The organism is Pseudomonas sp. Pseusp21 (assembly GCF_059492145.1).
On record NZ_CP168520.1, the window covers coordinates 4,364,036 to 4,388,050 of the forward strand.

Below are 24,015 nucleotides of genomic sequence, written 5' to 3' on the forward strand. Positions count from 1 at the left end.
ATGAGCAGCCCCCTGATCGTTCAACTGGACATGGCAGAATTCTGTGAGGCGGCCGACCTGTCGGACGTCTACGTGATCGAAATCGTCGAGCACGGCATCCTCGAACCTCAGGGCGCGCAGCCCAGGGAATGGCGCTTCACCGACTACGAACTGACCCTGGCCAAACGCGCCGCCAAGCTGCGGCGCGACCTGGAGCTGGAATGGGAAGGCGTCGCCCTGGCGCTGGACCTGCTGGAAGAAGTGCAGGAGTTGCGATCCGAGAACCGCATGCTCCGTCAGCGTCTGGCGCGGCTGGTGGTCGAGTAGCGTTTCAAACCTGTCTGGGCAGCGTCACGCTGAACAGCGTACCGTCGGCTTCGCTTGAACTGACTTCGATCGCCCCGCCGTGGGCGGTCACCACTTCCTTGATGATGAACAGGCCCAGACCGAGGCTGGTCGACGGCTGGCCGAGTTCTTCGTCGGCACTGCGCACCAATGGATCGAAAATCGTGCCGATGGCTTCTGCGGGAATGGGGTTGCCGCAGTTGTGCACGGTCAGCAGCACGTGCCTGGCTTCTCCCTTCAACGTCACGATCACTTCGCGCGGATCAGACCCATGCTGCAAGGCATTGCCGATCAGATTCTGCAGCAGTTGATCGATCCGTCCGGCGTCCCAGTTGCCACGGGTGTCACCCTCGGTTTTCAGTGTCGGATCACTTTCCGGATTGCCGGCGCAGGCTTCGGCGATGGCCGCGCGGGCCGCGTCGGCCAGGTCCATCGGCGCCGGTTCGATCGGCAGGCTCTTGCCCAGGCGGCTGCGCACCAGTTCCAGCAGGTCGCTGACCATCGCCGCCATGTGCCGCGAACCCTGCTTGATGTTGAGGGCGCACTGAAGGGCATCGTCCTGTAACGCGGTCTTGCGCATCAGCAGTTCGATCGACATGGTCACCGCTTGCAAAGGCGCGCGCAGGTCATGGCCGAGTATCGCGAGAAAGATGTCCCGGGAATGATCGACCTGCTCGGCGTAGGCAGCCGTCGATTCGGCCAGGGCTTCATCAATGGCTTCGTTGAAACGGATCATGTCCTGGAAGTACGCCATGTCCGGCGATTCCAGACTGTCGACCCAGAGGCGGATCACACAGGCGCGCAAATGGCGGAACTCGGACGTCATCTGCACAAGGTCGAAGCCCACTGTGTGGCGCAACTCACCGTGGCTGGCACCGGCCTCGTCCAGGCTCGGGGTTTTCTCCAGGCCTTCGCCCTTGGCTTTGGCGATCTGCTCGCTGGCGGTCTGTGCGGTGTCCATGTCGCGGGCGGCGGCCAGCAGAATCTCTCTGGCATGATCGCGCAGCGCTGCCCTGTCCATGGTCTCGGCTGCCGGGGTGATGGTCCTGGCGAACTGTTCCCACTCCTCGACAATGCGATCTGCATGTTGCCGGATAAATTCGGATAAACGCATGTCCGGGTTCCTGGAAATTCAAGGCGGGGCGTTCGAATATTAGTCTCTTTGCGCGGGAATGAAAGCGCCGCTCGGGCTTGTAATTTCCGCTGACAAGACGCTGTGTTGCGAGATTTATGTACCGCAGTCGCAAATTGTCGTCATGGTCTGCTTTTGCTCCATTTCAAGGAGCGAAACCATGTCCGAATTGCCTGTCGCCCCACCTTCGCCGGACACCGCAGCAACGCCGCGGGTGCCGGTCGTGACGCAAAGCCTGCACGCTGATTTTCTTGAGCAGTCCAGCCCGCAGTGGTTGATCAATGCATCGCCAAACCAGCGCGAGGCCCTGAAAAATGCCGATTCCGCCACGCCGGACTGGTATCGACGTGCATCCCGCGATCAACGCAAGGCTGTAGGGGATGCCGTAACCGCCAGCCTTGCCGCCCAGACATCCCTGGATAAGGCCATGTCGACCTTCCAGGACATCGACAGTTTCGCCGCGCCGCTGCTCACCAAGGCCCTCAAGGACCGGTTCAACGTGACGCTGGACGTCAACAAGACCTGGCTGGTGCTGAACAAACCGGTGGAGGTGGGGATTTTTGCCATCGACATCGGCTTCTTCGAAGTCTTGAAACTGCCTTTGCTGCAAGCGGCGCTGCACAACTTCGAAGACCGTGAATGTAAAAGTGGCGCCTTCCATGAAACGTCGGGATTTCGCAGTGAAACCCCGACACCCGGCACGCTTGCGCCATTGAGCACACCGCTGACGGTCGAGCAGTTCACTAGTCTGTGCCGTTCCCTGGACATCGGCGCGAAATATCAGGCTTACCTCAAGGATTTCCTGCACCCCCGGGACGCGGTGGCCGAACAGGTGCTGCGCGACAAATTCATCGACGCGCATAAAAGCGCTCTGCACGCGGCGGCCGAACTGGCGTTGGTCAAAGGTGATATCGGACACGAGGACTACGCTTCGATTCGTTCGATCCTGAACGGTGAACTGGCGCCGCGCCAGGGCCATCGGCAGATCTGGTTTCGCGATCTGGGCCTGATGGGCCGCCGCATGACCGGCTGCGTGATGTTCACGATCTGCGAGAAATATCGTTCCAGTGACGACTCTATCCTGTACATCCCGGGCGATCCCTACCATCCGCTCAAACGCTACAAGGGGCGGGAAATCGCAGCGATGTTCAAGCAGCGGTTCACCGCATCCGACGCCACTCAGGCTCATCCTGCAGAACCCAATAGCTACCAACGGTTTTTCAGCCAGTTCGTCGCGTATGCCGACCGACCGCACTACTTCGGCCAATTCACCGACGACACACCGGACCGTACGCTCACACAAAGGGTGGCGCCCTACGGATCGCTGCTCAACGAACTGCTCAAGGCGCTCAACCCGATCAACGCGGCGCTGACCGGAGTTCGCGAATTACCGCCCGCACCGCCGGTCGCACAGGTGCCGAACACCGATCCCTATCTGAACCCGGTTGCCCTTCCCCGCAAGGGAGGGCTCTGGCCGGACAATATCGACCTGTGGCGTTACCAGTTCGAGCAGCATCGCGACCGTTTGCTCGCCGATGCCCGCAGCCACGCGGTGCCTACGGCGGATGTCGACGCCAGGGTGCGTTCGGAAAAACTCGCCGCGTTGTTGAACATCGGCATGCTGGTGCTGATGGGCGTCTCGATGTTCGTGCCGGTGCTGGGTGAAGTGATGATGGTGGTGATGGCCGCGCAACTGCTCGAAGAAACCCTTGAATGCGCTAACGAGTGGAGTGAAGGTGATCGCAAGGCCGCCAAGGCCCATCTGATCGATGTCGCGCAAAACATTGCGTTGATTGCCTTGATGGCGGGTGCCGGGAAAGGCCTCGCTCGGCTGACTGCCGCCAGATCGACACCGGTCATCGAGAACCTGCACCAGGTGGAAATGCCCGACGGTACGACCCGTTTGTGGAAATCTGATCTGAATGGCTACGAAAGCCCGGTCGCACTGCAAACGAATGTTGCACCGAATGCGCTGGGGCAGTACGCGGCGGGAGAAAAAAACTACATCCGCCTCGACGGCAAAACCTATCAGCAGACTTACGATGAGTCGCGCAAAGCCTGGCGCATTCAGCATCCGGACGATTCGCAAGCCTACCAGCCGCTCCTGACGCACAACGGCGCCGGCGCCTGGCGACATACCCTGGAGCGCCCGCAGGACTGGGACCGGTTGACGCTGTTGCGGCGCATCGGCCACAGCACTGACGCGTTTGCTGACGAGCAATTACTGGCGATGGCCGATGTCGCCGGTATCAGCGACAACGCGTTGCGCAAGATGCACCTGGACAACGCCTTGCCGCCGCCGGAACTGGCGCACGCCATGCAATTGTTCAACGCCGAGCGCGATGCCGGATTGATTGTCGAACAGGCCACAGGGAAGCAGGCGGTGGACAGTCGATTCATGCACCTGTTGCCGCTGCTTCCCGACATGCCCCGCTGGCCATTCGGGCGCCAGCTGCAGATCTACGACAGTTCTGATCTCTCGGGGCGTGCCATCCGTTACGGGACGCAGCGCGGCGGCAAGGCGCCGATCCGGGTCAGCCGGGCCGAAGTGCTGAACGGTGCGTTGCCGACCCGAATACTCGCGACACTGGACGAGGCGGAGACGGTTCGTCTGTTGGGTGGCGAGCCCGCGCGCGTTCGGGCAGCAAGGGCGAAGGAGTTGTCCATTCAGATTGCCGATTTTGCCAGCGCGCAACAGCCCGCGCTGTTCGACCGTCTTCTCAAGGGGATCGAGCCTGTCGATTCCCGGGCGGCAAAGCTGCAACGAGTGATTCCGGGGCTGAGCGATCGTGCGGCGATGGCCGCGGTGGGCCACGCCAATGCCGCAGAACTGGTACGTCTGGACAGCGCAGCGCCGGTTCCGTTGCACGTGCAGGAGCTCGGTCGCTGGTATGGCCAGGCAGAGCGCCTGAACCGGGGACTGGCCGGGTTGCGCAGTGAAACCATGGCCTCGCCTGACAGCCGCCATCTGGCCTTGCAGACGCTGGGCCGCTTGCCAGGCTGGTCCGATGACCTGCGTCTGGAAATACGTGAAGGCAGTATCAACGGTCCGATGCTGGATGCCATCGGCAGCGAAACGGCCAGCACACGCAAGTATCTGGTCAAGTACGCAGATGCCTGGCAGGCGGCCAATGAGCGTGGCGAACCGCTCAACAGTATTCCCCATCGGGGCGACAACTTTTACGCCTCGCTGATGCACGCCTTGCCCGATCAGGCGCGTCATGCATTGGGGCTGCCGAATGTCGGGCAGAGCGTCGATCTGCAAGCTGCGATCATCGAACGGGCGTTCACCGAGCGCAGTGAATCGGCCCGGATTCTGCGTGCACGCAGCGCCGGACAACCATGGTTCAAGCCGCCGCAACGCATTGCTTCCAAACTGCTTGGCTATCCCGCCAGCGGTGATGGGCCAGGGCCCAGTCCGGCGTTGACGGCTCATGTCCAGAGCGTCTACCCGCAGTTGACCGACGTGCAGGCTCGCGGCTTCATTCTTGAACAATGGCGTCTGGGCAAGAGCGATCAGCAGATCTTTCATTTGCTCAACAACCGGTTGAGCGAGTGGCGAGAGCTGGAAACAACCCTTGAGCAATGGCTGACGTCGCAGAACCTGCGTCTGCGCACGACCCCTGACGAGTTCGTCAGCGTGGTGCAGAACATCAAGGAGTGCTGGCGAAATGCGCCGTTGGCCGAACATGATCCGCTGGCGGCTCGCCTGACGTTGATCGGTGAAGTGCCGCTGCCGTCATTGACCGCAGACTTTACGCATGTCAGAGAGCTGACGCTGCACGCGCCGGTGGTCAGCGATACGCTTTCGGCGTTTCCCAATGTCGAGAAACTGTCCCTGACCTCGAGCATTGCGGAGTTCGACAAAGTGCTCGCGACGTTGAAGACGCTGCGCCAGATGACCCGACTGAAACTCTCCACACCGATTACCGGACAGGTGGCGTCGCGACTTCGGGAGCTGACCCGGCTTGAAGAGCTGGAGCTGCGCTGTACCTCCGGGGGCATGAACCCGGTGGTGCCCATGACCCTCGACGTCGGCGGCATGCGTCAATTGCGCAGGCTCGAACTCGGCAGTCCGCAAATGCACCAATGGCCGAGAGGTGTTCTGGAGTTGCCTCGACTGGAGCGCCTGAACCTGCGATCGACCGCGATCGAAACCCTGCCAATGGAGATCTATGAAGGCCATCAACGATTGTTGTCCGGGCTGTCACTGGACTGGTCGAAGTTCCCGCGCCGGGTGTTCAAGCCGATCTACGAATTCGTTCGGAGTCAGCCTCGGCACCTCATCGATCTGGACGAAATGGTCGCAGACTATTGTCGCGGTGAGCTCAAGCGTTTTGTCGGCATGGAAAGGAGTCTTCTGGATGTCTTGAATACGGGGTTCAAGGCGCAATGGACGGATGTCGGCAGCCGGTTCGCCGCGATCGAAACCTTGAGCGAGCAGTTCAGTGAACTTGACCGGCTTGAGGAGTGGATCGGTTCCGATCCAACGGCTGCCAACGGTGGCGCTGCCCGCGCGGCGGTGGCCGAGGCGCTCAAGGCCAGTTGGCGCAGCGGGTTGTTCCAGCGCTACGGCGCGCGCACCGAAAGCGTGTTCTACAACTTGTATGTCAGCCTGCCCAATGACGCCACGGTGCTGGATATTCCAGGCTCGCCGCTGGACAGCATGCCGACGCTCTCGGCTGACGGGTTCAACCATGTCAGAAGTCTGCAGCTGCCCGGATTGCAGGCCCCGGTCGAGCAGTTGCGCCGTTTCATTCGGACCTTTCGCGGGGTCGATACCCTCGATCTGAGCCATTGTGGTCTGGCGGAACTGCCGCTCGATTCAAGCGATCTGCCGGCACTCGAAACCCTGAACCTGCATGGCAACCCGCTGAGCAGTATTGACGTGCGCGGTATGAATCGCCTGAAGGCCCTGGACCTGAGTGCAACGGCCCTGCGCGAATGGCCGGTGGGGGCGGAGTTGCTGCCGGACCTGACCTGGCTGGATCTCAGCGACAGCCGGTTGACCTCGTTGCCGCAGGTGTTGCTGGGGCGTGATGACTTGTTGCTCGATACCAGCCTCGCCGGGACCCCGCTGAATGCGCAGGCCGAAGTGGCGCTGGCAACCGCGCGTCAGCGTATCGAAGACGCCAGAGGCCTGTTGCCGGGGGCGTTGCAACGCTTTGCACTGGAGGAGCCGCGCCATCGTACGCCGCCCGCCGAAAGTGGCTCGGTGATCGCCCGGCGGTTACTGCCGCTTGCGCCGAGTCCGGCAGACGTGGGGCCCGGCGGGTGGGGCTCGCGCATCCAGCGCCTGTGCCCGTCGTTCGAAGAGGCGCAGACACAGCAGACGATTGAGCGGATGCGGGGCGCAGGGCTGACCGAGGTGCAGATCGGTGCACGGATCAATGCATGGGAGCAGGCATTCGAGGCGCTGACGCGGCGGCTGAACGATTGGCTGTTCACCCATGAAACCCGAGGCATGGATTGGGTCGTGTCGTCGCGCACCCGCCAGCTCGCCGCCCGGCGCATCATGGAATGCTGGCGTGAAAGTACCGTCGACTGGAATGGCATGTCTGACCGAGAACTCAATCTTGACGGTCTGCAGGTGGGCGACCTGCCCGCACTGGACCAAACATTCGCGGCGGTGGGCACCCTGAACCTCTCGGGAGTCAAGCTCACCACCAATGGCTCCAATGCTTTCCTTCGGGCCTTCACACAATTGCGCAGGCTCAATCTGAGCGGCAATCACTTGCCGGCTATCCCTGAGCCTGTCGGGCACATGCTGCAACTGGAACGACTGGAACTGTCGCTCACCGGTCTCGTGGATTCCGAAGCGCTGGATCAAACGCTCGAGGGCCTGCCGCAACTGCGGTGGCTGGATCTCAGCCATAACGGCCTGCGTACCCTGCGCGTTGACCGTCTGCAGCGACTGGAACGGCTGGACCTGCGTGACAACCTGCTGACTGTGTGGCCGGAGGGGCTGCTGCGAGCCCCGCGTTTGCAGGCGGTCGACTTGAGCAGCAATGAAATAACCTCGATTCCGTCCGGGTTGTATGACGGCACCCATGCTGCACTGATTGCCGGCAGCAATCTGTCGGATAACTTCGAAATCTCGCAGCAAAGCCTGATCCGTCTGCGTGAATACGCCGATGCCCATGGACGTGACGATGTGCTGGGTCTGACGTATGCCGAGATCGATCGAATGATCGATGACATGGACAGCACCACCGAGAGTGAGGGTGAAGACACGGGAAGCGAAAGTGATCTGGAACCGGATGAAGTGGTGCCGACACTCGCCGAAAGTGTCCTCGAACTGCAAGCGACGCCGTGGATTGAAAACCTTCCGCAAGAGGATGCCGTACGCTGTCGGGCCATGTGGCAGCGGCTGGCAGCGGAGCCTGATAACGGAGCGTTCTTCCATCTGCTTTCGCGGATGCCGGACACCGAGGAGTTCCGGGTGTTTCGCGCTGATCTGACACGCCGGGTGTGGGAGGTTGTCGAGGCGGCCAATAACAGTCAGGAACTGCGCGATACGCTGTTTTCCATGGCCACCACGCACACGACCTGCGTCGATGGACGCACCCTGGCGTTCAGTGAAATCGAGGTCAAGGTGTTCGAGTACAACGCCTTGCGCTACCTGCCTCCGGGCCTGGCGGTCAAGGGGCGTGCCTTACTCGACCTGTCGCGTCAGCTGTTCCGCCTGGGCGAGGTGGAAAAGCTGGCCGCGCGCAGCATGGGCCGTGATGCGGATCCTGCGGAAGTGCGTTTGCAGTATCGGATCGGCCTGACCTCCGGCTGGCAGGATGGCCTGCAATTGCCGGGGCAACCCGGCCATATGCGCTTCGCCCGACCGCTCAGAGGGGAGGAGCTGGCGACCGCGCGTGATGCGGTCGTGAAGGCGGAAAAAGGCGAGCGCTTCTATGAAGAACTGATCAGCCGCGATTACTGGGTGCAGTACTTGAACGAGAAGTACCCGGACGAACTCGGCGCGCTCAGGCGCAGCGCAGATGAAAAGCTGCAACGCCTTGAGGATCAATATGACGACGTGACCAGCACGGCTTACCAGGAGGCGGTACAGATGCTTGAAGTTGAACGCAGCATTGAGCGCAATCAGCAACTGATTGCCCTGTCGCGCCTGGAAACCGGTGAGCCGGTGGTGGTCGCGCTCGACGACGAGCAGCCCGGCCCTTCGCGTTATTTGATGGACACCTCAATCCGCTGAGGCACTGCCAGCCCCGGTCGTCGAACGCTTCGACGACCGGGGCTTTGTCTCAGAACAGAAAGTAACGCTGCGCCATCGGCAGGGTTTCCGCCGGTTCACACCAGAGCAACACGCCGTCGGCCTTGACCTGATAGGTCTGCGGGTCGACGTCGATGTTGGGCAGGTAGTCGTTGTGGATCAGGTCGGTTTTCTGCACGTCGCGGCAACCTTTGACCACAGCGATTTTCTTCTTCAAACCCAACGCTTCGGGCAATCCGGATTCCTGCGCTGCCTGGCTGATGAAGGTCAGGCTGGTGGCGTGCAACGAGCCACCGTAACTGGCAAACATCGGGCGGTAGTGCACCGGCTGCGGGGTCGGGATCGAGGCGTTGGCGTCACCCATCAGGCTCGCGGCGATGGCGCCGCCCTTGAGGATCAACGTTGGCTTCACGCCGAAAAATGCCGGACGCCAGAGCACCAGATCGGCCCATTTGCCGACTTCCACCGAACCCACTTCATGGCTGATGCCATGGGTGATTGCCGGGTTGATCGTGTACTTGGCGATGTAGCGTTTGGCGCGGAAGTTGTCGTTGCCTTCGCCGTCCTGAGGCAGCGGGCCGCGCTGCTTTTTCATCTTGTCGGCGGTCTGCCAGGTGCGCGTGATGACTTCGCCGACGCGGCCCATGGCCTGGCTGTCGGAGCTGATCATCGAGAACGCGCCGAGGTCATGCAGGATGTCTTCGGCGGCAATGGTTTCGCGGCGGATGCGGCTTTCGGCGAACGCCACGTCTTCGGCAATGCTCGGGTCGAGGTGGTGGCAGACCATCAGCATGTCGAGGTGTTCGTCGATGGTGTTGCGGGTGAACGGCCGGGTCGGGTTGGTCGAGCTCGGCAGCACGTTGGCGAAACCGCAGGCCTTGATGATGTCCGGCGCATGGCCGCCACCGGCACCTTCGGTGTGGTAAGTGTGGATGGTGCGACCCTTGAACGCGCCGAGGGTGGTTTCGACGAAACCGGACTCGTTGAGGGTGTCAGTGTGGATCGCCACCTGCACGTCGTACTGGTCGGCGACGCTCAGGCAGTTGTCGATGCTCGCCGGGGTGGTGCCCCAGTCTTCATGCAGCTTGAGGCCGATGGCGCCGGCCTTGACCTGTTCGATCAGAGGCTCCGGCAGGCTGGCGTTGCCCTTGCCGGTGAGGCCGATGTTCATCGGGAACGCATCCGCTGCCTGAAGCATTCGCGCCAGGTGCCACGGCCCCGAAGTGCAGGTCGTGGCATTGGTGCCGGTGGCCGGCCCCGTGCCGCCGCCGATCATGGTGGTGACGCCGCTCATCAGCGCTTCTTCGATCTGCTGCGGGCAGATGAAGTGGATGTGGGTGTCGATGCCGCCGGCGGTGAGGATCATGCCTTCGCCGGCAATCACTTCGCTGCTGGCGCCGATGGCGATGGTCACGCCGGGCTGCACGTCCGGGTTGCCGGCCTTGCCGATGGCAGCGATGCGTCCGTCCTTGAGGCCGACGTCAGCCTTGACGATGCCCCAGTGGTCGATGATCAGCGCGTTGGTAATGACGGTGTCGACCACTTCGGCCGCCAGCAACTGGCTCTGGCCCTGGCCGTCGCGGATCACTTTGCCGCCGCCGAATTTCACTTCTTCGCCGTAGGTGGTGAAGTCCTGTTCGACCTCGATCCACAGCTCGGTGTCGGCCAGGCGCACCTTGTCGCCGACGGTGGGGCCGAACATGTCGGCGTAGGCTTGACGGCTTAGTTTCATTTCCTCGTTCCTCGGAACTGAGCTGCAAGCTTCAAGCTGCGAGCTTCAAGTAAAAGCAAAAGTGTGAGCGCCACGAAACTGCCTTTTACTTGCAGCTCGCGGCTTGCAGCTCTGAGCTGCTTTCAGAGGTCACCCATGACCCGCCCGGCAAACCCGAACACCCGCCGGTGCCCGGCGTAATCCACCAGTTCCACCTCGCGGCTCTGCCCCGGCTCGAAGCGCACGGCGGTGCCCGCCGGAATGTTCAGGCGCATGCCACGGCTGGCGTCGCGGTCGAAAGTCAGGGCATCGTTGGTCTCGAAAAAATGGTAGTGCGAGCCGACCTGGATCGGCCGGTCTCCGCTGTTCGCCACTTTCAGGCTGACGGTGCGGCGACCGACATTGAGTTCGATATCGCCGGGATGGATCCGGTATTCGCCGGGAATCATCAGTTCGCTCCTTGCAGGACTTTGTAATAGAGGGCCGTCGGGCGATAGGTGCCGTTCGGGTCGCAGGCGTAATCGGGAATTTCCCCGGCGCGGGTGTAGCCCAGAGCCTTGTAGAAATCTTCGGCGGGGGAGCCGGCCTCGGTATCGAGGTAAAGCATGCCGCGCTTGTACTGACGCGCGGTCTGTTCCAGCGCTTGCATCAACTGCTGGCCGAGGCCGCGCCGCCGGGCGTGTTCACGCACCAGCAGTTTCTGCACCTCGGCACGGTTCAGGCCGTTGGCTTTCTGGCACAGGCTCAACTGGACGCTGGCCTGCACCTGTTCGTCCTTGACCACCACCCACAGCAACACGTTGCCCTTGTTCAGGTTGTCCTGCACATCGTCGAAATAGGCGCGGGCCTGCGTGGCATCAAGGTCGGCCATGAAGCCGACGCTGGCGCCATACCCCACGGCGTCGAGCAGCAGGTCGATCAGGCCCTGACGATAGTGCGCAAAACTTTCAGCGTTGACGCGTCGCAGTTGGGCGGGGTTCATCGGTGTCACTCCTTGTTGGCGGTCGGCGGCTCCGCGCCAGGATTGAGGGTCAGTTGCATGAAGGTCAGATCGAGCCAGCGGCCGAACTTGGTACCGACTTGCGGCATCTGCCCGGTGGTGATGAAACCGGCGCGCTCGTGCAGGCGGATCGACGCGGCGTTGCCGCTTTCGATGGCGGCGACCATGACGTGCTTGTCGCAGGTTTTCGCGCGTTCGATCAGCGCGGTCATCAGTTGCGGGCCGAGGCCGTTGCCGCGCTGGTCGCTGCGCACGTAGACCGAGTGCTCGACGGTGTGGCGGAAACCATCGAACGGCCGCCAGTCACCGAACGAAGCGTAGCCGAGGGTGGTGTTGTCGGCGTCGACGATCACCAGTATCGGATAACCCTGAGCCTGACGGGCGCTGAACCAGGCCTGACGGTTGCCGAGGTCGACGGCGGACTCATTCCAGATCGCCGTGGTGTTGAGCACGGCGTCGTTGTAGATGTCGCGGATCGCCGGCAGGTCGGCGTGCAGGGCATCGCGGATGGTGTAGGTCATGGCACGGCCTCAGACGATCGGTTGGTGGACGGTGACCAGTTTGGTGCCGTCGGGAAACGTCGCCTCGACCTGGATCTCCGGGATCATTTCCGGGATGCCTTCCATCACCTGATCGCGGGTCAGCAGGGTGGTGCCGTAGTGCATCAGCTCGGCCACGGTCTGGCCGTCACGGGCGCCTTCGAGCAGCGCCGCCGAGATGTAGGCCATGGCTTCCGGGTAGTTGAGCTTCACGCCACGGGCCAGTCGCCGCTCGGCCACGAGGCCGGCGGTGAAGATCAGCAGCTTGTCTTTTTCGCGTGGGGTCAGGTCCATCGTTTGAAATCCATTGTCGGCAGTTGAAGAAAATCAGGTGTTCCAGATTCGGGGGGGCAGGGCTTCGCGGCCGAGCAGCGCAGGTCTGAGCAATCGCCACAGATCAATCATCCAGGCCCGCGCCAGCAACGCTTCGCTGGCCAGGCAACGGGCGACCAAAAGACCGGGCAACTGCGTCAGATCTCCGCGCACGTCGTGGCCCAGCGAGCGGCAGCGCTCCAGCAGTTCGGCATCGATTTCGCCGGTGACCAGCAACGTCGCAAACACCGGATTGCCATCCAGTCCGATCGGCGAATCGAGCAAGCCGTCATCGCCGACGATGCGCTGGCGCTCATGCCACAACAACCGGCCATCACGGCGAATATCCAGATGTGCCTGGAAATGCCCGAGGTCGAAACGCTCGCCACTGGCCGGCCGCCCGAGGGCTACCACGTCCCAGTAGAACAGCCGCGCATCGCCTTCAAGCTCAATCGAGGTCGAGAGTTCCGCCTGGGCGGCGCTGTAGACGATGGTTTCCTGGGGCAGCCATTCCAGTGTCGCGCCATCAGCGACATGCAGGTTCAGCGACTGATAAGCGGGCCCCGCCGCGCGATACCACTTGGCCGCGCCGGGGCTGGTGATCTGTGCCCAGGCGCCTTGTGCGACGCGGGCGCTGATGTCGAGCCGGTCACCGCCGGCAATCCCGCCCGGCGGGTGGACGATGATGTGCTGGCAGACCTCGGGCCCTTCGGCGTACAGATGTTTTTGCACCCGCAACGGGCCGAGGTGCCGGCGGCGGGTCGGCCGCGTGCAATCGCCGAAGCGGGCGTAGGCCAGCTCAAGCTCGGCGTGCCAGCTCGGGGTAAACAGGGCAGTCGCAACAGGTAAGTTCATGTTTTCTGATTATCGTTAGGACGCTACAGATTAGACCGTAACCTCAAATAGTCACCAGCCCGCGTACACCTTCGGCTTCCATATTTTCGCCACGGCCCTGCTGCACGATCTCTCCCCGGGACATCACCAGGTATTGATCGGCCAGTTCGGCGGCGAAATCGTAGAACTGCTCCACCAGCAGAATCGCCATGTCGCCACGGGCGGCGAGCTTCTTGATCACTGCGCCGATTTCCTTGATCACCGACGGCTGAATGCCTTCGGTGGGCTCGTCGAGGATCAGCAGACGCGGACGGCTGGCCAGTGCGCGGCCGATGGCGAGCTGCTGTTGCTGTCCGCCGGACAGGTCGCCGCCGCGCCGCTGTTTCATTTGCAGCAGCACCGGGAACAGCTCGTAGATGAACGCCGGCACCTCTTTGGCTTCGCTGCCGGGAAAACGCGACAGCCCCATCAGCAGGTTCTCTTCCACGGTCAGCCGGCCGAAAATCTCCCGGCCCTGCGGCACGTAGGCAATCCCCGCGTGCACCCGTTGATGCGGCTTGAACGTGGTGATCGGTTGGCCTTCCCAGTTCACCGCGCCTTCCTTGGCCGGCAGCAGGCCCATCAGGCATTTGAGCAGCGTGGTCTTGCCCACACCGTTACGCCCGAGCAGGCAGGTCACTTCGCCGACCTTCACGTCAAAGCTCAGGCCGCGCAGGATGTGGCTACCGCCGTAGTACTGGTGCAGCTTGTCGACTTGCAGCATGTTCAATTCTCCCCGGTGATCGTTCCCACGCTGTGCGTGGGAATGCATCCCGTGACGCTCCGCGTCACATAACGGCGGACGCGGAGCGTCCATGGCGGCATTCCCACGCGGACGGTTCGACGCCTCGACGTGGGAACGATCTGGTGTTGGGTGTTTGTTCGCAGGTTAACGGCCGAGGTAAACCTCGATCACGCGCTCGTTGTCCTGCACCTGTTCCAGCGATCCCTCGGCCAGCACGCTGCCCTGATGCAACACGGTGACGTGGTCGGCAATCGAGCCGACGAACCCCATGTCGTGTTCCACCACCATCAGCGAATGCTTGCCTGCCAGCGACTTGAACAGCTCGGCGGTGAACTCGGTTTCGGCGTCGGTCATGCCGGCCACCGGTTCATCGAGCAGCAGCAGTTGCGGGTCTTGCATCAGCAACATGCCGATTTCCAGGAATTGTTTCTGTCCGTGGGACAGCAGCCCCGCCGGGCGATTGACCGAGGTGGTCAGGCGAATGGTGTCGAGCACTTCGCTGATCCGGTCTTTCTGCTCGCCGCTCAACTTCGCCCGCAGGCTGGCCCACACCGACTTGTCGGTCTTCTGCGCCAGCTCCAGGTTCTCGAACACACTCAACGCTTCGAACACCGTCGGTTTCTGGAACTTGCGACCGATGCCGGCTTGGGCGATCTGCACTTCGCTCATCTGCGTCAGGTCGAGGGTTTCACCGAACCACGCTTTGCCGTGGCTTGGGCGGGTCTTGCCGGTGATCACGTCCATCAGCGTGGTTTTGCCCGCGCCGTTGGGGCCGATGATGCAGCGCAGTTCGCCGACACCGATGTACAGGTTCAGATTGTTCAGCGCGCGGAAGCCGTCGAAGCTGACGCTGATGTCTTCCAGGGTCAGGATCGTGCCGTGGCGGGTGTCGAGGCCCGGACCGACGCGTTGCCCGAGGCCGATCGAGTCGCGGCTGGTGCCTTCGTCCTTGTTCGGTTCCACCGGGAAAAAGGCCGGTTCCAGCATGAATTCAGCGCTTGCCGTGACTCTCATGATTCACCTCGTTTCTTCAGCAGACCGATCACACCCTTGGGCAGGTACAACGTCACGACGATGAACAGCGCGCCGAGGAAGAACAGCCAGTATTCGGGGAAGGCCACGGTGAACCAGCTCTTCATGCCGTTGACCACGCCGGCGCCGAGCAGCGGGCCGATCAGGGTGCCGCGCCCGCCAAGGGCCACCCACACGGCGGCTTCGATCGAGTTGGTCGGCGACATTTCGCTCGGGTTGATGATCCCAACCTGCGGCACGTACAACGCACCGGCCAGACCACACAACACCGCGCTCAAGACCCAGACGAACAGCTTGAAACCGCGCGGATCGTAGCCGCAGAACATCAGGCGATTTTCCGCATCGCGCAACGCGGTCAGCACCCGGCCGAACTTGCTGCGGGCCAGCCGCCAGCCGATGAACAGGCTCGCCACCAGCAACAGCACCGTCGCCAGAAACAGCACCGCGCGAGTGCCCGGTTCGGTGATACCGAAACCGAGGATCGTGCGGAAATTGGTGAAGCCGTTGTTGCCGCCGAAGCCGGTCTCGTTGCGGAAAAACAGCAGCATCCCGGCGAAGGTCAGGGCCTGGGTCATGATCGAGAAATACACGCCCTTGATCCGCGAGCGGAAGGCGAAGAAACCGAACACCAACGCCAGCAACCCCGGCGCCAACACCACCAGGCACATCGCCCAAAGGAAGTTGCCGGTGCCGCTCCAGTACCACGGCAACTCGGTCCACGACAGGAAGGTCATGAACGCCGGCAGACCATCACCGGCGGCCTGACGCATCAGGTACATGCCCATCGCATAACCGCCGAGTGCAAAGAACAGACCGTGGCCCAGAGACAGGAGACCGGCGTAACCCCAGACCAGATCCAGTGCCAGGGCGACGATGGCGTAGCAGAGAATCTTGCCGACCAGCGTCAGGGTGTAAGCAGAAACGTGCAGTGCACTGTGCGCCGGCAACAGCGACAGCAGCGGCAGAGCGATCAGCAAGGCGAGCACCACCGCCCCGATGGCGAGGGTGACTTTCGGGCCGGCCTTTTGTGTGGCCGTGACTAGTAGAGGCTGGTTCATCAGTCGATCACCCGTCCTTTCAGTGCGAAGAGGCCTTGCGGACGTTTCTGGATGAACAGAATGATCAGCGCGAGGATCAGGATCTTGCCGAGTACCGCACCGATCTGCGGTTCGAGAATCTTGTTGGCGATGCCCAGGCCGAATGCGGCGAACACGCTGCCGGCCAGTTGGCCGACGCCGCCGAGCACCACCACCAGGAACGAGTCGATGATGTAGCTCTGGCCGAGGTCCGGGCCGACGTTGCCGATCTGGCTCAGGGCCACGCCACCGAGCCCGGCGATGCCCGAGCCGAGGCCGAAGGCGAGCATGTCGACGCGCCCGGTGGGTACGCCGCAGCAGGCGGCCATGTTGCGGTTCTGGGTGACGGCACGCACGTTCAGACCGAGGCGGGTCTTGTTCAGCAGCAGCCAGGTCAGCAGCACCACGAACAATGCAAAGGCAATGATCACGATGCGGTTGTACGGCAGCACCAGATTCGGCAACACCTGAATCCCGCCGGACAGCCATGCCGGGTTCGCCACTTCAACGTTCTGCGCACCGAACACCAGACGCACCAGTTGAATCAGCATCAGGCTGATGCCCCAGGTGGCGAGCAGGGTTTCCAGTGGTCGACCGTAGAGGTGACGGATCACCGTGCGCTCCAGGGCCATGCCGATGGCGGCGGTGACGAAGAACGCCACCGGCAGCGCGATCAGCGGATAGAACTCGATGGCATTCGGCGCGTAGCGCTGGAACATCAACTGCACGACGTAGGTCGAGTAGGCGCCGAGCATCAGCATCTCGCCGTGGGCCATGTTGATTACACCGAGCAGACCGAAGGTGATCGCCAGGCCGAGCGCGGCAAGCAGCAGAATCGAACCGAGGGACATGCCACTGAACGCCTGGCCGAGCAGTTCGCCAACCAGCAGTTTGCGCTTGACCTGGGCGAGGCTGGTTTCGGCGGCGGTGCGCACGTTGGCATCGGTTTCGACGCCGGGTTCGAGCAGGCCTTCAAGGCGGGTACGGGCCAGCGGGTCGCCGGTTTCACCGAGCAGACGCACTGCCGCGAGGCGCACCGCCGGGTCGGTGTCGACCAGTTGCAGATTGGCCAGCGCCAGGCTCAGGGCGGCGTGGACGCTTTCATCGGTTTCGCCAGCCAGTTGCCGGTCGAGGAATTTCAGCTGCGCCGGTTTGGCGCTTTTCTGCAATTGCTGCGCGGCAGTCAGACGGGTTTTGGCGTCGGCGGCGAGCAATTGGTGGCTGGCCAGTGCGGTGTCGATCAGACCCCGCAGGCGGTTGTTCAGGCGCAGGGTCTTGGGTTGGCCGTCGACGGTCAACTCGCCTTGTTGCAGGGCGTTGATCAGTTCGACACGCGCCGGATCGGGCTGCGCGGCCCAGGCTTCCAGCAGTTTGGCCTGTTGCGTGGGATTGGCGGCGACGAAGTCTTCGGCGTCGCCTGCATGGGTGGCCATCGGCAGCAAAAGTGCGACGGCCAGGATCAAACGGATAAGGGCAGTGAGCATATGAAATGGCCTTGCGTAGTGATCGTTCCCACGCTCCGCGTGGGAATGCAGTCCGGGACGCTCCGCGTCCCAAAAGCGGACGCAGAGCGTCCATTGAGGCATTCCCACGCAGACGGTTCGACGCCTCGACGTGGGAACGATCAGGTTGAGCGGGTTAACTCAGTTGCTCTTCACCGCATACTCCGGCTTCTTGTCATTACCCGGAATGAAGGGGCTCCACGGCTGCGCACGGATCGGCCCTTCGGTCTGCCACACCACGTTGAACTGACCATCGCTCTGGATCTCGCCGATCATCACCGGTTTGTGCAGGTGGTGATTGGTCTTGTCCATGGTCAGGGTGTAGCCGGACGGCGCGGCGAAGGTCTGGCCGCCGAGGGCTTCGCGGACCTTGTCGACGTCGGTGGATTTGGCTTTCTCCGCCGCCTGCGCCCACATGTGGATGCCGACGTAAGTGGCTTCCATCGGGTCGTTGGTCACGGCCTTGTCGGCGCCCGGCAGGTTGTGTTTCTTCGCGTAGGCTTTCCAGTCATCGACGAACTTCTTGTTCACTGGGTTCTCCACCGACTCGAAGTAGTTCCATGCCGCGAGGTTGCCCACCAGCGGCTTGGTGTCGATGCCGCGCAGTTCTTCTTCGCCTACCGAGAACGCCACCACCGGTACGTCGGTGGCCTTCAGGCCCTGGTTGGCCAACTCTTTGTAGAACGGCACGTTGGAGTCGCCGTTGACGGTCGAGATCACAGCGGTCTTGCCGCCGGCCGAGAATTTTTTGATGTTGGCGACGATGGTTTGATAGTCGCTGTGGCCGAACGGGGTGTAGACCTCTTCGATGTCTTTGTCCGCGACGCCTTTGGAATGCAGGAACGAACGCAGGATCTTGTTGGTGGTGCGCGGGTAGACGTAGTCGGTGCCGAGCAGGAAGTAGCGCTTGGCGCTGCCGCCTTCTTCACTCATCAGGTATTCAACCGCCGGGATCGCTTGCTGGTTCGGCGCGGCGCCGGTGTAGAACACGTTCGGCGACATCTCTTCGCCTTCGTATTGCACCGGGTAGAACAGCAGGCCGTTGAGCTCTTCGAACACCGGCAGCACCGATTTGCGCGACACCGAGGTCCAGCAACCGAACACCACCGCAACCTTGTCCTGGGTCAGCAACTGCCGGCCCTTTTCCGCGAACAGCGGCCAGTTCGACGCCGGGTCGACCACCACCGGTTCCAGCATCTTGCCGTTCACCCCGCCCTTGGCGTTGATCTCGTCGATGGTCATCAACGCCATGTCCTTGAGCGATGTTTCGGAGATCGCCATGGTGCCGGACAACGAATGCAGAATCCCGACCTTGATGGTCTCGGCGGCCTGTACGGTCCAGGTCATGCCCATCGCGGCAATGGATGCCGTGAGTGTGAAAGCCTTGATCAAACTGCGACGCTTCATTGTGCGATCTCCATGAACGTTAAAGTTTTTTATGGTTGGCAGATGCGAACGACTGAAGGCTGTTTTGCAAGGGCTGTGCCCAAGCGGGGAATGACGGTGTCCCGAGGGGGATGCCCCAGGCGGGAGGCGCAAGCTGCACCAAAAACAGGCAGGTGAGCATCGTGAGTGCGAAGTGTCTGCGCACAAATGGTGCTGCTCTCTTGTGCGAGTGCGGTACAGATGGATACATAAACGATAAACATGTACTGCGGATCGAAGCGCGGCTGCGCCAACACTCATTCATTCGATATGTCGATTCTTAACCGCAGGATTTGATCATGAATGAAGTACCTGGCCGGACCGGCCGCGCAGCAAGTGCCTTTGGGAAGCCCCGCCTGCCGCGGTTGAGCCCGGCTTTTGTGACGGAAGAAGACGCCGCTTACTGGGCTCACACGCAGATTCCAGTCAAGCCGGACAGGGAATATGGCAGCGTAATCATGCTCAGGCCGGATGGCCTGTTTGTCGCTACAGAACCGGTATCTGGCAGTGTCGACCGTTTTGATTTCGGCACCATTATCGAAGTCGACGCGAGGGGAAGTTACGTACAGCCGCAAGGTTATCGATGTGTTGCAAATCTGCATAACCATGCACCCCTTTATAAGGAGGTACGCAACGCCAATCCCGGGGTGGATGAATTCCACCTGAGGCTGTTCATCAATTTTTTTTCCTATCTGGACTTTGTGGCTGATGTTGCAGCGCGAGGTTTTTTTCCCAGCGCTTACCTGTCCGGGCCCGATGGCGTTCTGCTTAAATATTCGCCCAGCGGTTCGAAAGAAGAGTGGAGCTACTCCCTTTGGCGCCAGGCCGGTTCGCCGCCCGGCAATCCGGTGGGGACATATGACATCGTCAGTACCATCAACAAGTTTGCTGCCGTAGGTGATCTGAGGGTCATTGTTTCGAATGCAGACTGGGGCTACTCCGTCGGTCGCGTGCCGTCTGACTGGAAAGCCGGGAAGGCTTTTTCCGGAGGAGAGGTGACGGAGCTGCCGCTCATGACCCGCGTTTGCGCCAATGCAGAACGCGCTGTTCTTGCCGCGCTCAAGTCCAGGGATGCCAAGACCAGCGGGCTCGTACTTCGAAGCCATTCGGGCAAACACTATGTAGCGACTCATGCAAGGCCCGCCGGATTGGCGGCATGGGATCCGCACAGGTTGTTTCCTGCCGGGAGCGACGGTCAACCGAGGTTACCCCGCGGCTATGTGCTGGAGGGCTTTTACTATGGCTCTCGCCCGGACCCTGGAATGTTTCCTCCCACTCAACACTGGCTCTACGAGAATTTTTTCACGCCGCAGGAAATGGCCCTTGCCATTGCTTGCAACACCCGGTGGCAACAGTTGTCTGCGCCGGGCCAGTCACTGTCGCTGTACATGCTGGCATTGGATGCCTCGATGCTGAAATACACCTTCAGTGGCAGTCGGATCGAAGCAGGAATGAGTGTCGAGAGCTCTGACGGGACGATTCACGACGCAGGCCTGCAGGCCAGACTTCGTAACGGGGCGCTACTTCCCCGTGAATACGTTTCGGTAGTCATGCTGGCCGGGCGTCTGCAGGTGTTGCGCGGAAGCGCACTATGGGCGCGACTCGGTTTGGTGGATGTCGACTGGAAACCATTCGCAAACTTTCCCTGGCCGGTGCTGAGCCAGGAGTTTTTAACCGCCGATGATGCCGTTCGATATGCCCACGAGCAGATTGACCCGCGGCGTGACCGGCAATATGCGGGTTATGTCCTGCAACGCGACAATCGTCGTTTTGTGGTGACCGAACCGCTTGAAGGTGACATCGCCACGCTCAGCCGAGGCGACTTGTATCCCAAGGATAACAAGGGGCGTCCGGTTCTTCCCGATAGCCATCTGCTGCATGCCCGTTACGTGTCCCATGTGGCACTTTCAGAACTCGACTCCGTCGATGTCGCCTCGGTTCCAGGAACGTCGCAGGACACTCCCGGCAACCCTATCGATAGCGATGCCCGCCCCGTTGTACCGAGCCATTTGCCCTTTGAGGGTGAGCCGATGGACCACCCGACAGATGCCCAGCCAGCAAAGTGGACACGAAACAGTTTCGCCATGAGCCTGCAAATGGTCAGTGTCGACGAAAGCAGGCAGGTTTTCATGGAGGATATCCCTCTCTATGTTTCTGCGGGGCAGGATGGTCTTGTCAGGTTCGAACCCTCTACCACGCAGGATGCCAGGGATTTTCAACAACGTCTGGGCACCACCGGGAATCCGGGTCCCCTGGCGAAAGCGCTGGAAACCAGAGCCATCCTGCCGGAAGCGTTCATTCGATTGCAGGCATCAGCCGGTCGGTTGACTGTCTTGCTCGACAGTGACCTGTGGGGGCCGAGAGGCGACATAACGCCTGCCTGGCGTTCGCCCGATGTACCCCAGGCATGGAAACGCCCCGGGACCGTCGCCTTCGGCGCAGTGTGTGCGTCCGCAGATGACGCCAGCGTGTATCGATATGCCCGTGAAGCACGTTTGTATGACACTGAGCGGGCGTGGTTCGGCTTTATCCTCAAACACGTGGATCGTGAGGAGTACGTCGCCACGGAGTTGTTTCCCGTCGATGAGCACAAAGACAACGTCTTCCAGCTGGCAAGCATGTTCGCCTGGCGAAGTGGAGCGCCGTGGTTCCAGTTCCCGGAGGGCTTCGGTCGCCACGCATTGTTTTATTCGCGTCAGCGGGTGAAACATCCGTCGAGCCGCTCTCTTTCCTGGCTGGCGCAGTACTTCATCCCGCCGCAAGACCTTTCCCTTGCGACTTACGATCCCAATCGCCGTCCAGTGGTGGATCCGATCCAGGGGGCTTTGTATATGTCGACGCAGGACGGCGCCTTGCTGAGGTATGAGCGCAGCGACGCCAGTCGACTGTTCAAAAGTAGTGATCCCGAACTCAGTCTGGCTGCAATCAACCAGAAGCTGGCGCGACGCAGGATGCTCCCCGAAGAGTTTGTCCGGCTCGTTGCCAACAGCGGCGAACTCTATGTCCTGCGCACGAGTGCGTGTTGGGACAGGGCAGGGAGGGTCAATACAACCTGGAAACCCAGGATGAATCTTGAGCGCCGCTGGCTCAGTCCGGTATTTCAAAGCCCTGACGATGCGGTGGTCTATATGCGATCCCTCATAACCGGTTCGGCGATCAAGCCCTTTGGTGGCCTGATTCTGAAAAGGTCCGATGGCCTGTATATGGCTACTGCGCCGCTTGAGGTCTCGCGGGAGGACTTCGATATCGCGGAGATTTACCCGGACCAAAGCGAGAAGACCGGATTGTTTCCCTCTGGCTGCCGGGTCATGGCGCGCTACCGATCACGTGTTGCCAGGGGCATGCCGGTTTTGTTGTCGTCGGTCGAAAAACAGGTTTACTTGAACATGTTGTCGGTCGACACGCTGTATACGGCGTTCACCAGAGCCTCGCCGACCGCACTCGATGAGTACCTGTTGAGCCCTGACGGTTCGGTGATCTGCTACCGGTCCGGGCTCCTCGACCGCATTCGCGCCGGTGTGGCCAATGTGCTGACAGACTACAAGGGATTGCCTGCCGATCTGGATGGAAAAAAAATCAGACAGTTCATCCACACGGGTGAATTGAAGCCCGGTGTCTGGATCGATTCCCTGGCCAAGGCAGGCAATTTGCGGGTCATTGTCGGCGGTGACCTGTGGGGGCTTCCTCGTCTGGTGATGCGTTGGGTTCCGTTTTCCACCGATCTGCTCCCCCCGTCGGACTATCACAAGGCCGCGAGTGACCCGGTGTGCAGTCCTTTGTTTATCCAGGCGGACGACGCTGCCCGATACACCCATGAATCAGAGGCAAGCAGACGTGACCAGACCTTTGGATTCATTCTGCGCTCAGGGGATGGCTCGTTCATTGCCACTCTGCCAATCGAGGTACAACGCTCGTCGCTGGCACTGGATCGGGTATTTGTACAAGGACGGTTGCTCGCAGGATTTTCTCTGGAGGCCGTTTATATTCGTGCAGCCTATCCACCCATAGGCGCGCGGGATGATGACATCAGGCATTTCTTTATTTCACCGAACGATATGTACCACGCACGCGTGCAGGCCTTTACCCACCAGGGTTACAAAAGCATTTACATATCCTGTACCGACGGCGCGCTATTGAAACTGACGCTTGATGCTTTTGAGCCTGGGATGTTTTACGACAGACACGGACAGATCGAACTACGGCCCAACATGTTTGCATCGGCGGATCAGGCTGCGCAGGATGAGCGTGACATCGCCAAGGGGACTTTCATTTTTTCCGATTACGTTCGACGCATGTCCCGAGCCGGTAAGCTGGAAGTCATTGAAACCAGTGCGCACTGGTCGCGTCATGGTTCGGTGGGCGATGACTGGCGGCCACGGATGGTCGATGTGTCTGTCGATGAGAGATGGCGAGCCAACCCTGCGCCGGCACTGGGGCCTGTTTTTCAGCATGCCGACGATGCTGCCCTCCATGCGTGCGAACGTATGGACGACGAACCTGACACCGAAAACGGATACGAAGGCGCAATCCTTGCGAAGGCCGGGGCCGATCGGCATGTCCCGCTGGAGCCTGTTGCTTATTCCGCCTATGAACAAAGTCCGCTGGTGCGAATATTTCGTACCGCCAGGGACGCCGACACCAGTTGGACTCATCCGGTACCGAGTTTTCCTGATGGCTACAAGCTTGTGGCGGCTCATCAGTTTCATTTGTCGGCCAACACGACGCTTGTGCCTGACCCTGATGCGGTACACGCGAATTTCGCCTCGCCGGATCAGGTTCATGCGCATACCCATGAACTGAAAAACAAGGGTTTTGCGATACGGGATTACTACTATTCGACCCCCGACGGAGCACTGCTCAAATACACGCCGGTCTATTCGGATGCCGAGCGGCATCTGCTGTTGACGAAGCCGGTGGTGTTTGAAAAGGGTCGATGGGTCAGCAAGCTGAGTCCCGGCCAGTTCATTTCAAAGCTGGTGGAACTGGGCGAGTTCAGGGTGCTGGTGCCCGGACATTACTGGAAGCAGACGGGAGGTATGGGAACCGGTTGGAAAACCTTACGCCAACAGCCAATGAACCCGGGAGTTGTCCGGCCCAGAGACGAACTCTGATGCTCTGC

At 61.2% G+C, this 24,015-nt stretch carries 15 protein-coding genes; 3 read left to right on the top strand and 12 right to left on the bottom strand.

Annotated features, from left to right (window positions below):
- On the top strand, window positions 1-306 hold the full coding sequence (locus ACEN93_RS19855; RefSeq protein ID WP_074689662.1) for a chaperone modulator CbpM: 306 nt from the start codon (window positions 1-3) through the stop codon (window positions 304-306).
- A gap of 4 nt (window positions 307-310) precedes the next feature.
- Here the strand turns inward: ACEN93_RS19855 and ACEN93_RS19860 are convergent, their stop codons facing one another.
- Window positions 311-1,438, bottom strand: coding sequence for a sensor histidine kinase (locus tag ACEN93_RS19860; RefSeq protein ID WP_039766737.1), 1,128 nt, complete (start codon window positions 1,436-1,438; stop codon window positions 311-313).
- Window positions 1,439-1,616: 178 nt separating this feature from the next.
- Between ACEN93_RS19860 and ACEN93_RS19865 the strand changes: the two genes are divergently transcribed.
- Window positions 1,617-8,663 (top strand): NEL-type E3 ubiquitin ligase domain-containing protein, encoded by a 7,047-nt coding sequence (locus ACEN93_RS19865; protein WP_495610412.1) that lies wholly within the window; start codon window positions 1,617-1,619, stop codon window positions 8,661-8,663.
- A 49-nt stretch (window positions 8,664-8,712) separates the two neighbouring features.
- Here the strand turns inward: ACEN93_RS19865 and ureC are convergent, their stop codons facing one another.
- The 11 genes from ureC to urtA form a co-directional block, all read right to left on the bottom strand.
- Window positions 8,713-10,413: an urease subunit alpha gene (gene ureC / locus ACEN93_RS19870; RefSeq protein WP_103386770.1), complete on the bottom strand. Its 1,701-nt coding sequence runs from the start codon at window positions 10,411-10,413 to the stop codon at window positions 8,713-8,715.
- Between the two features lie 122 nt (window positions 10,414-10,535).
- Entirely contained in the window at window positions 10,536-10,841 is a 306-nt protein-coding gene (locus tag ACEN93_RS19875) for an urease subunit beta (RefSeq protein ID WP_074689664.1), read from the bottom strand.
- Window positions 10,841-11,374 carry a GNAT family N-acetyltransferase gene (locus tag ACEN93_RS19880; protein WP_039766745.1) on the bottom strand — a complete coding sequence of 178 codons (534 nt, stop codon included), beginning with the start codon at window positions 11,372-11,374 and terminating at the stop codon, window positions 10,841-10,843. Before ACEN93_RS19880 ends, ACEN93_RS19875 begins: the two co-directional genes overlap by 1 nt.
- Window positions 11,375-11,379: 5 nt before the next feature.
- The gene (locus ACEN93_RS19885; RefSeq protein ID WP_039766747.1) at window positions 11,380-11,913 is read right to left on the bottom strand and encodes a GNAT family N-acetyltransferase; all 534 of its coding nucleotides are present in this window, start codon (window positions 11,911-11,913) and stop codon (window positions 11,380-11,382) included.
- A gap of 9 nt (window positions 11,914-11,922) precedes the next feature.
- Entirely contained in the window at window positions 11,923-12,225 is a 303-nt protein-coding gene (ureA, locus tag ACEN93_RS19890) for an urease subunit gamma (RefSeq protein WP_039766748.1), read from the bottom strand.
- 33 nt (window positions 12,226-12,258) lie between these two features.
- Window positions 12,259-13,098 (bottom strand): urease accessory protein UreD, encoded by an 840-nt coding sequence (locus ACEN93_RS19895; RefSeq protein ID WP_495610413.1) that lies wholly within the window; start codon window positions 13,096-13,098, stop codon window positions 12,259-12,261.
- 43 nt (window positions 13,099-13,141) lie between these two features.
- Window positions 13,142-13,840, bottom strand: coding sequence for an urea ABC transporter ATP-binding subunit UrtE (urtE, locus tag ACEN93_RS19900; RefSeq protein ID WP_039766753.1), 699 nt, complete (start codon window positions 13,838-13,840; stop codon window positions 13,142-13,144).
- A gap of 165 nt (window positions 13,841-14,005) precedes the next feature.
- On the bottom strand, window positions 14,006-14,875 hold the full coding sequence (urtD, locus tag ACEN93_RS19905; protein ID WP_007950599.1) for an urea ABC transporter ATP-binding protein UrtD: 870 nt from the start codon (window positions 14,873-14,875) through the stop codon (window positions 14,006-14,008).
- Window positions 14,872-15,951, bottom strand: coding sequence for an urea ABC transporter permease subunit UrtC (urtC, locus tag ACEN93_RS19910; protein WP_074689667.1), 1,080 nt, complete (start codon window positions 15,949-15,951; stop codon window positions 14,872-14,874). The genes urtD and urtC overlap by 4 nt, the downstream gene beginning before the upstream one ends.
- Complete coding sequence (gene urtB, locus ACEN93_RS19915; RefSeq protein WP_163973933.1) at window positions 15,951-17,453, bottom strand: urea ABC transporter permease subunit UrtB; 1,503 nt, start codon at window positions 17,451-17,453, stop codon at window positions 15,951-15,953. Before urtB ends, urtC begins: the two co-directional genes overlap by 1 nt.
- Before the next feature lie 159 nt (window positions 17,454-17,612).
- Window positions 17,613-18,878, bottom strand: a complete 1,266-nt coding sequence (gene urtA / locus ACEN93_RS19920) for an urea ABC transporter substrate-binding protein (protein ID WP_011332239.1) — start codon at window positions 18,876-18,878, stop codon at window positions 17,613-17,615.
- A gap of 317 nt (window positions 18,879-19,195) precedes the next feature.
- On the opposite strand from urtA, the gene ACEN93_RS19925 reads away from it, so the two are divergent.
- Window positions 19,196-24,007 (top strand): DUF4329 domain-containing protein, encoded by a 4,812-nt coding sequence (locus tag ACEN93_RS19925; RefSeq protein WP_495610414.1) that lies wholly within the window; start codon window positions 19,196-19,198, stop codon window positions 24,005-24,007.
- The last annotated feature ends 8 nt before the right edge of the window (window positions 24,008-24,015 follow it).

What these genes read in the sequence shown, in the direction of transcription:
- ACEN93_RS19895 (WP_495610413.1), bottom strand. Translation starts at nt 13,098, where the DNA reads ATGAACTTACCTGTTGCGACTGCCCTGTTTACCCCGAGCTGGCACGCC.
- ACEN93_RS19885 (WP_039766747.1), bottom strand. Translation starts at nt 11,913, where the DNA reads ATGACCTACACCATCCGCGATGCCCTGCACGCCGACCTGCCGGCGATC.
- urtB (WP_163973933.1), bottom strand. Translation starts at nt 17,453, where the DNA reads ATGCTCACTGCCCTTATCCGTTTGATCCTGGCCGTCGCACTTTTGCTG.
- ACEN93_RS19880 (WP_039766745.1), bottom strand. Translation starts at nt 11,374, where the DNA reads ATGAACCCCGCCCAACTGCGACGCGTCAACGCTGAAAGTTTTGCGCAC.
- ACEN93_RS19875 (WP_074689664.1), bottom strand. Translation starts at nt 10,841, where the DNA reads ATGATTCCCGGCGAATACCGGATCCATCCCGGCGATATCGAACTCAAT.
- ACEN93_RS19925 (WP_495610414.1), top strand. Translation starts at nt 19,196, where the DNA reads ATGAATGAAGTACCTGGCCGGACCGGCCGCGCAGCAAGTGCCTTTGGG.
- ACEN93_RS19860 (WP_039766737.1), bottom strand. Translation starts at nt 1,438, where the DNA reads ATGCGTTTATCCGAATTTATCCGGCAACATGCAGATCGCATTGTCGAG.
- urtD (WP_007950599.1), bottom strand. Translation starts at nt 14,875, where the DNA reads ATGAGAGTCACGGCAAGCGCTGAATTCATGCTGGAACCGGCCTTTTTC.
- urtA (WP_011332239.1), bottom strand. Translation starts at nt 18,878, where the DNA reads ATGAAGCGTCGCAGTTTGATCAAGGCTTTCACACTCACGGCATCCATT.
- urtC (WP_074689667.1), bottom strand. Translation starts at nt 15,951, where the DNA reads ATGAACCAGCCTCTACTAGTCACGGCCACACAAAAGGCCGGCCCGAAA.
- ureC (WP_103386770.1), bottom strand. Translation starts at nt 10,413, where the DNA reads ATGAAACTAAGCCGTCAAGCCTACGCCGACATGTTCGGCCCCACCGTC.
- urtE (WP_039766753.1), bottom strand. Translation starts at nt 13,840, where the DNA reads ATGCTGCAAGTCGACAAGCTGCACCAGTACTACGGCGGTAGCCACATC.
- ACEN93_RS19855 (WP_074689662.1), top strand. Translation starts at nt 1, where the DNA reads ATGAGCAGCCCCCTGATCGTTCAACTGGACATGGCAGAATTCTGTGAG.
- ACEN93_RS19865 (WP_495610412.1), top strand. Translation starts at nt 1,617, where the DNA reads ATGTCCGAATTGCCTGTCGCCCCACCTTCGCCGGACACCGCAGCAACG.
- ureA (WP_039766748.1), bottom strand. Translation starts at nt 12,225, where the DNA reads ATGGACCTGACCCCACGCGAAAAAGACAAGCTGCTGATCTTCACCGCC.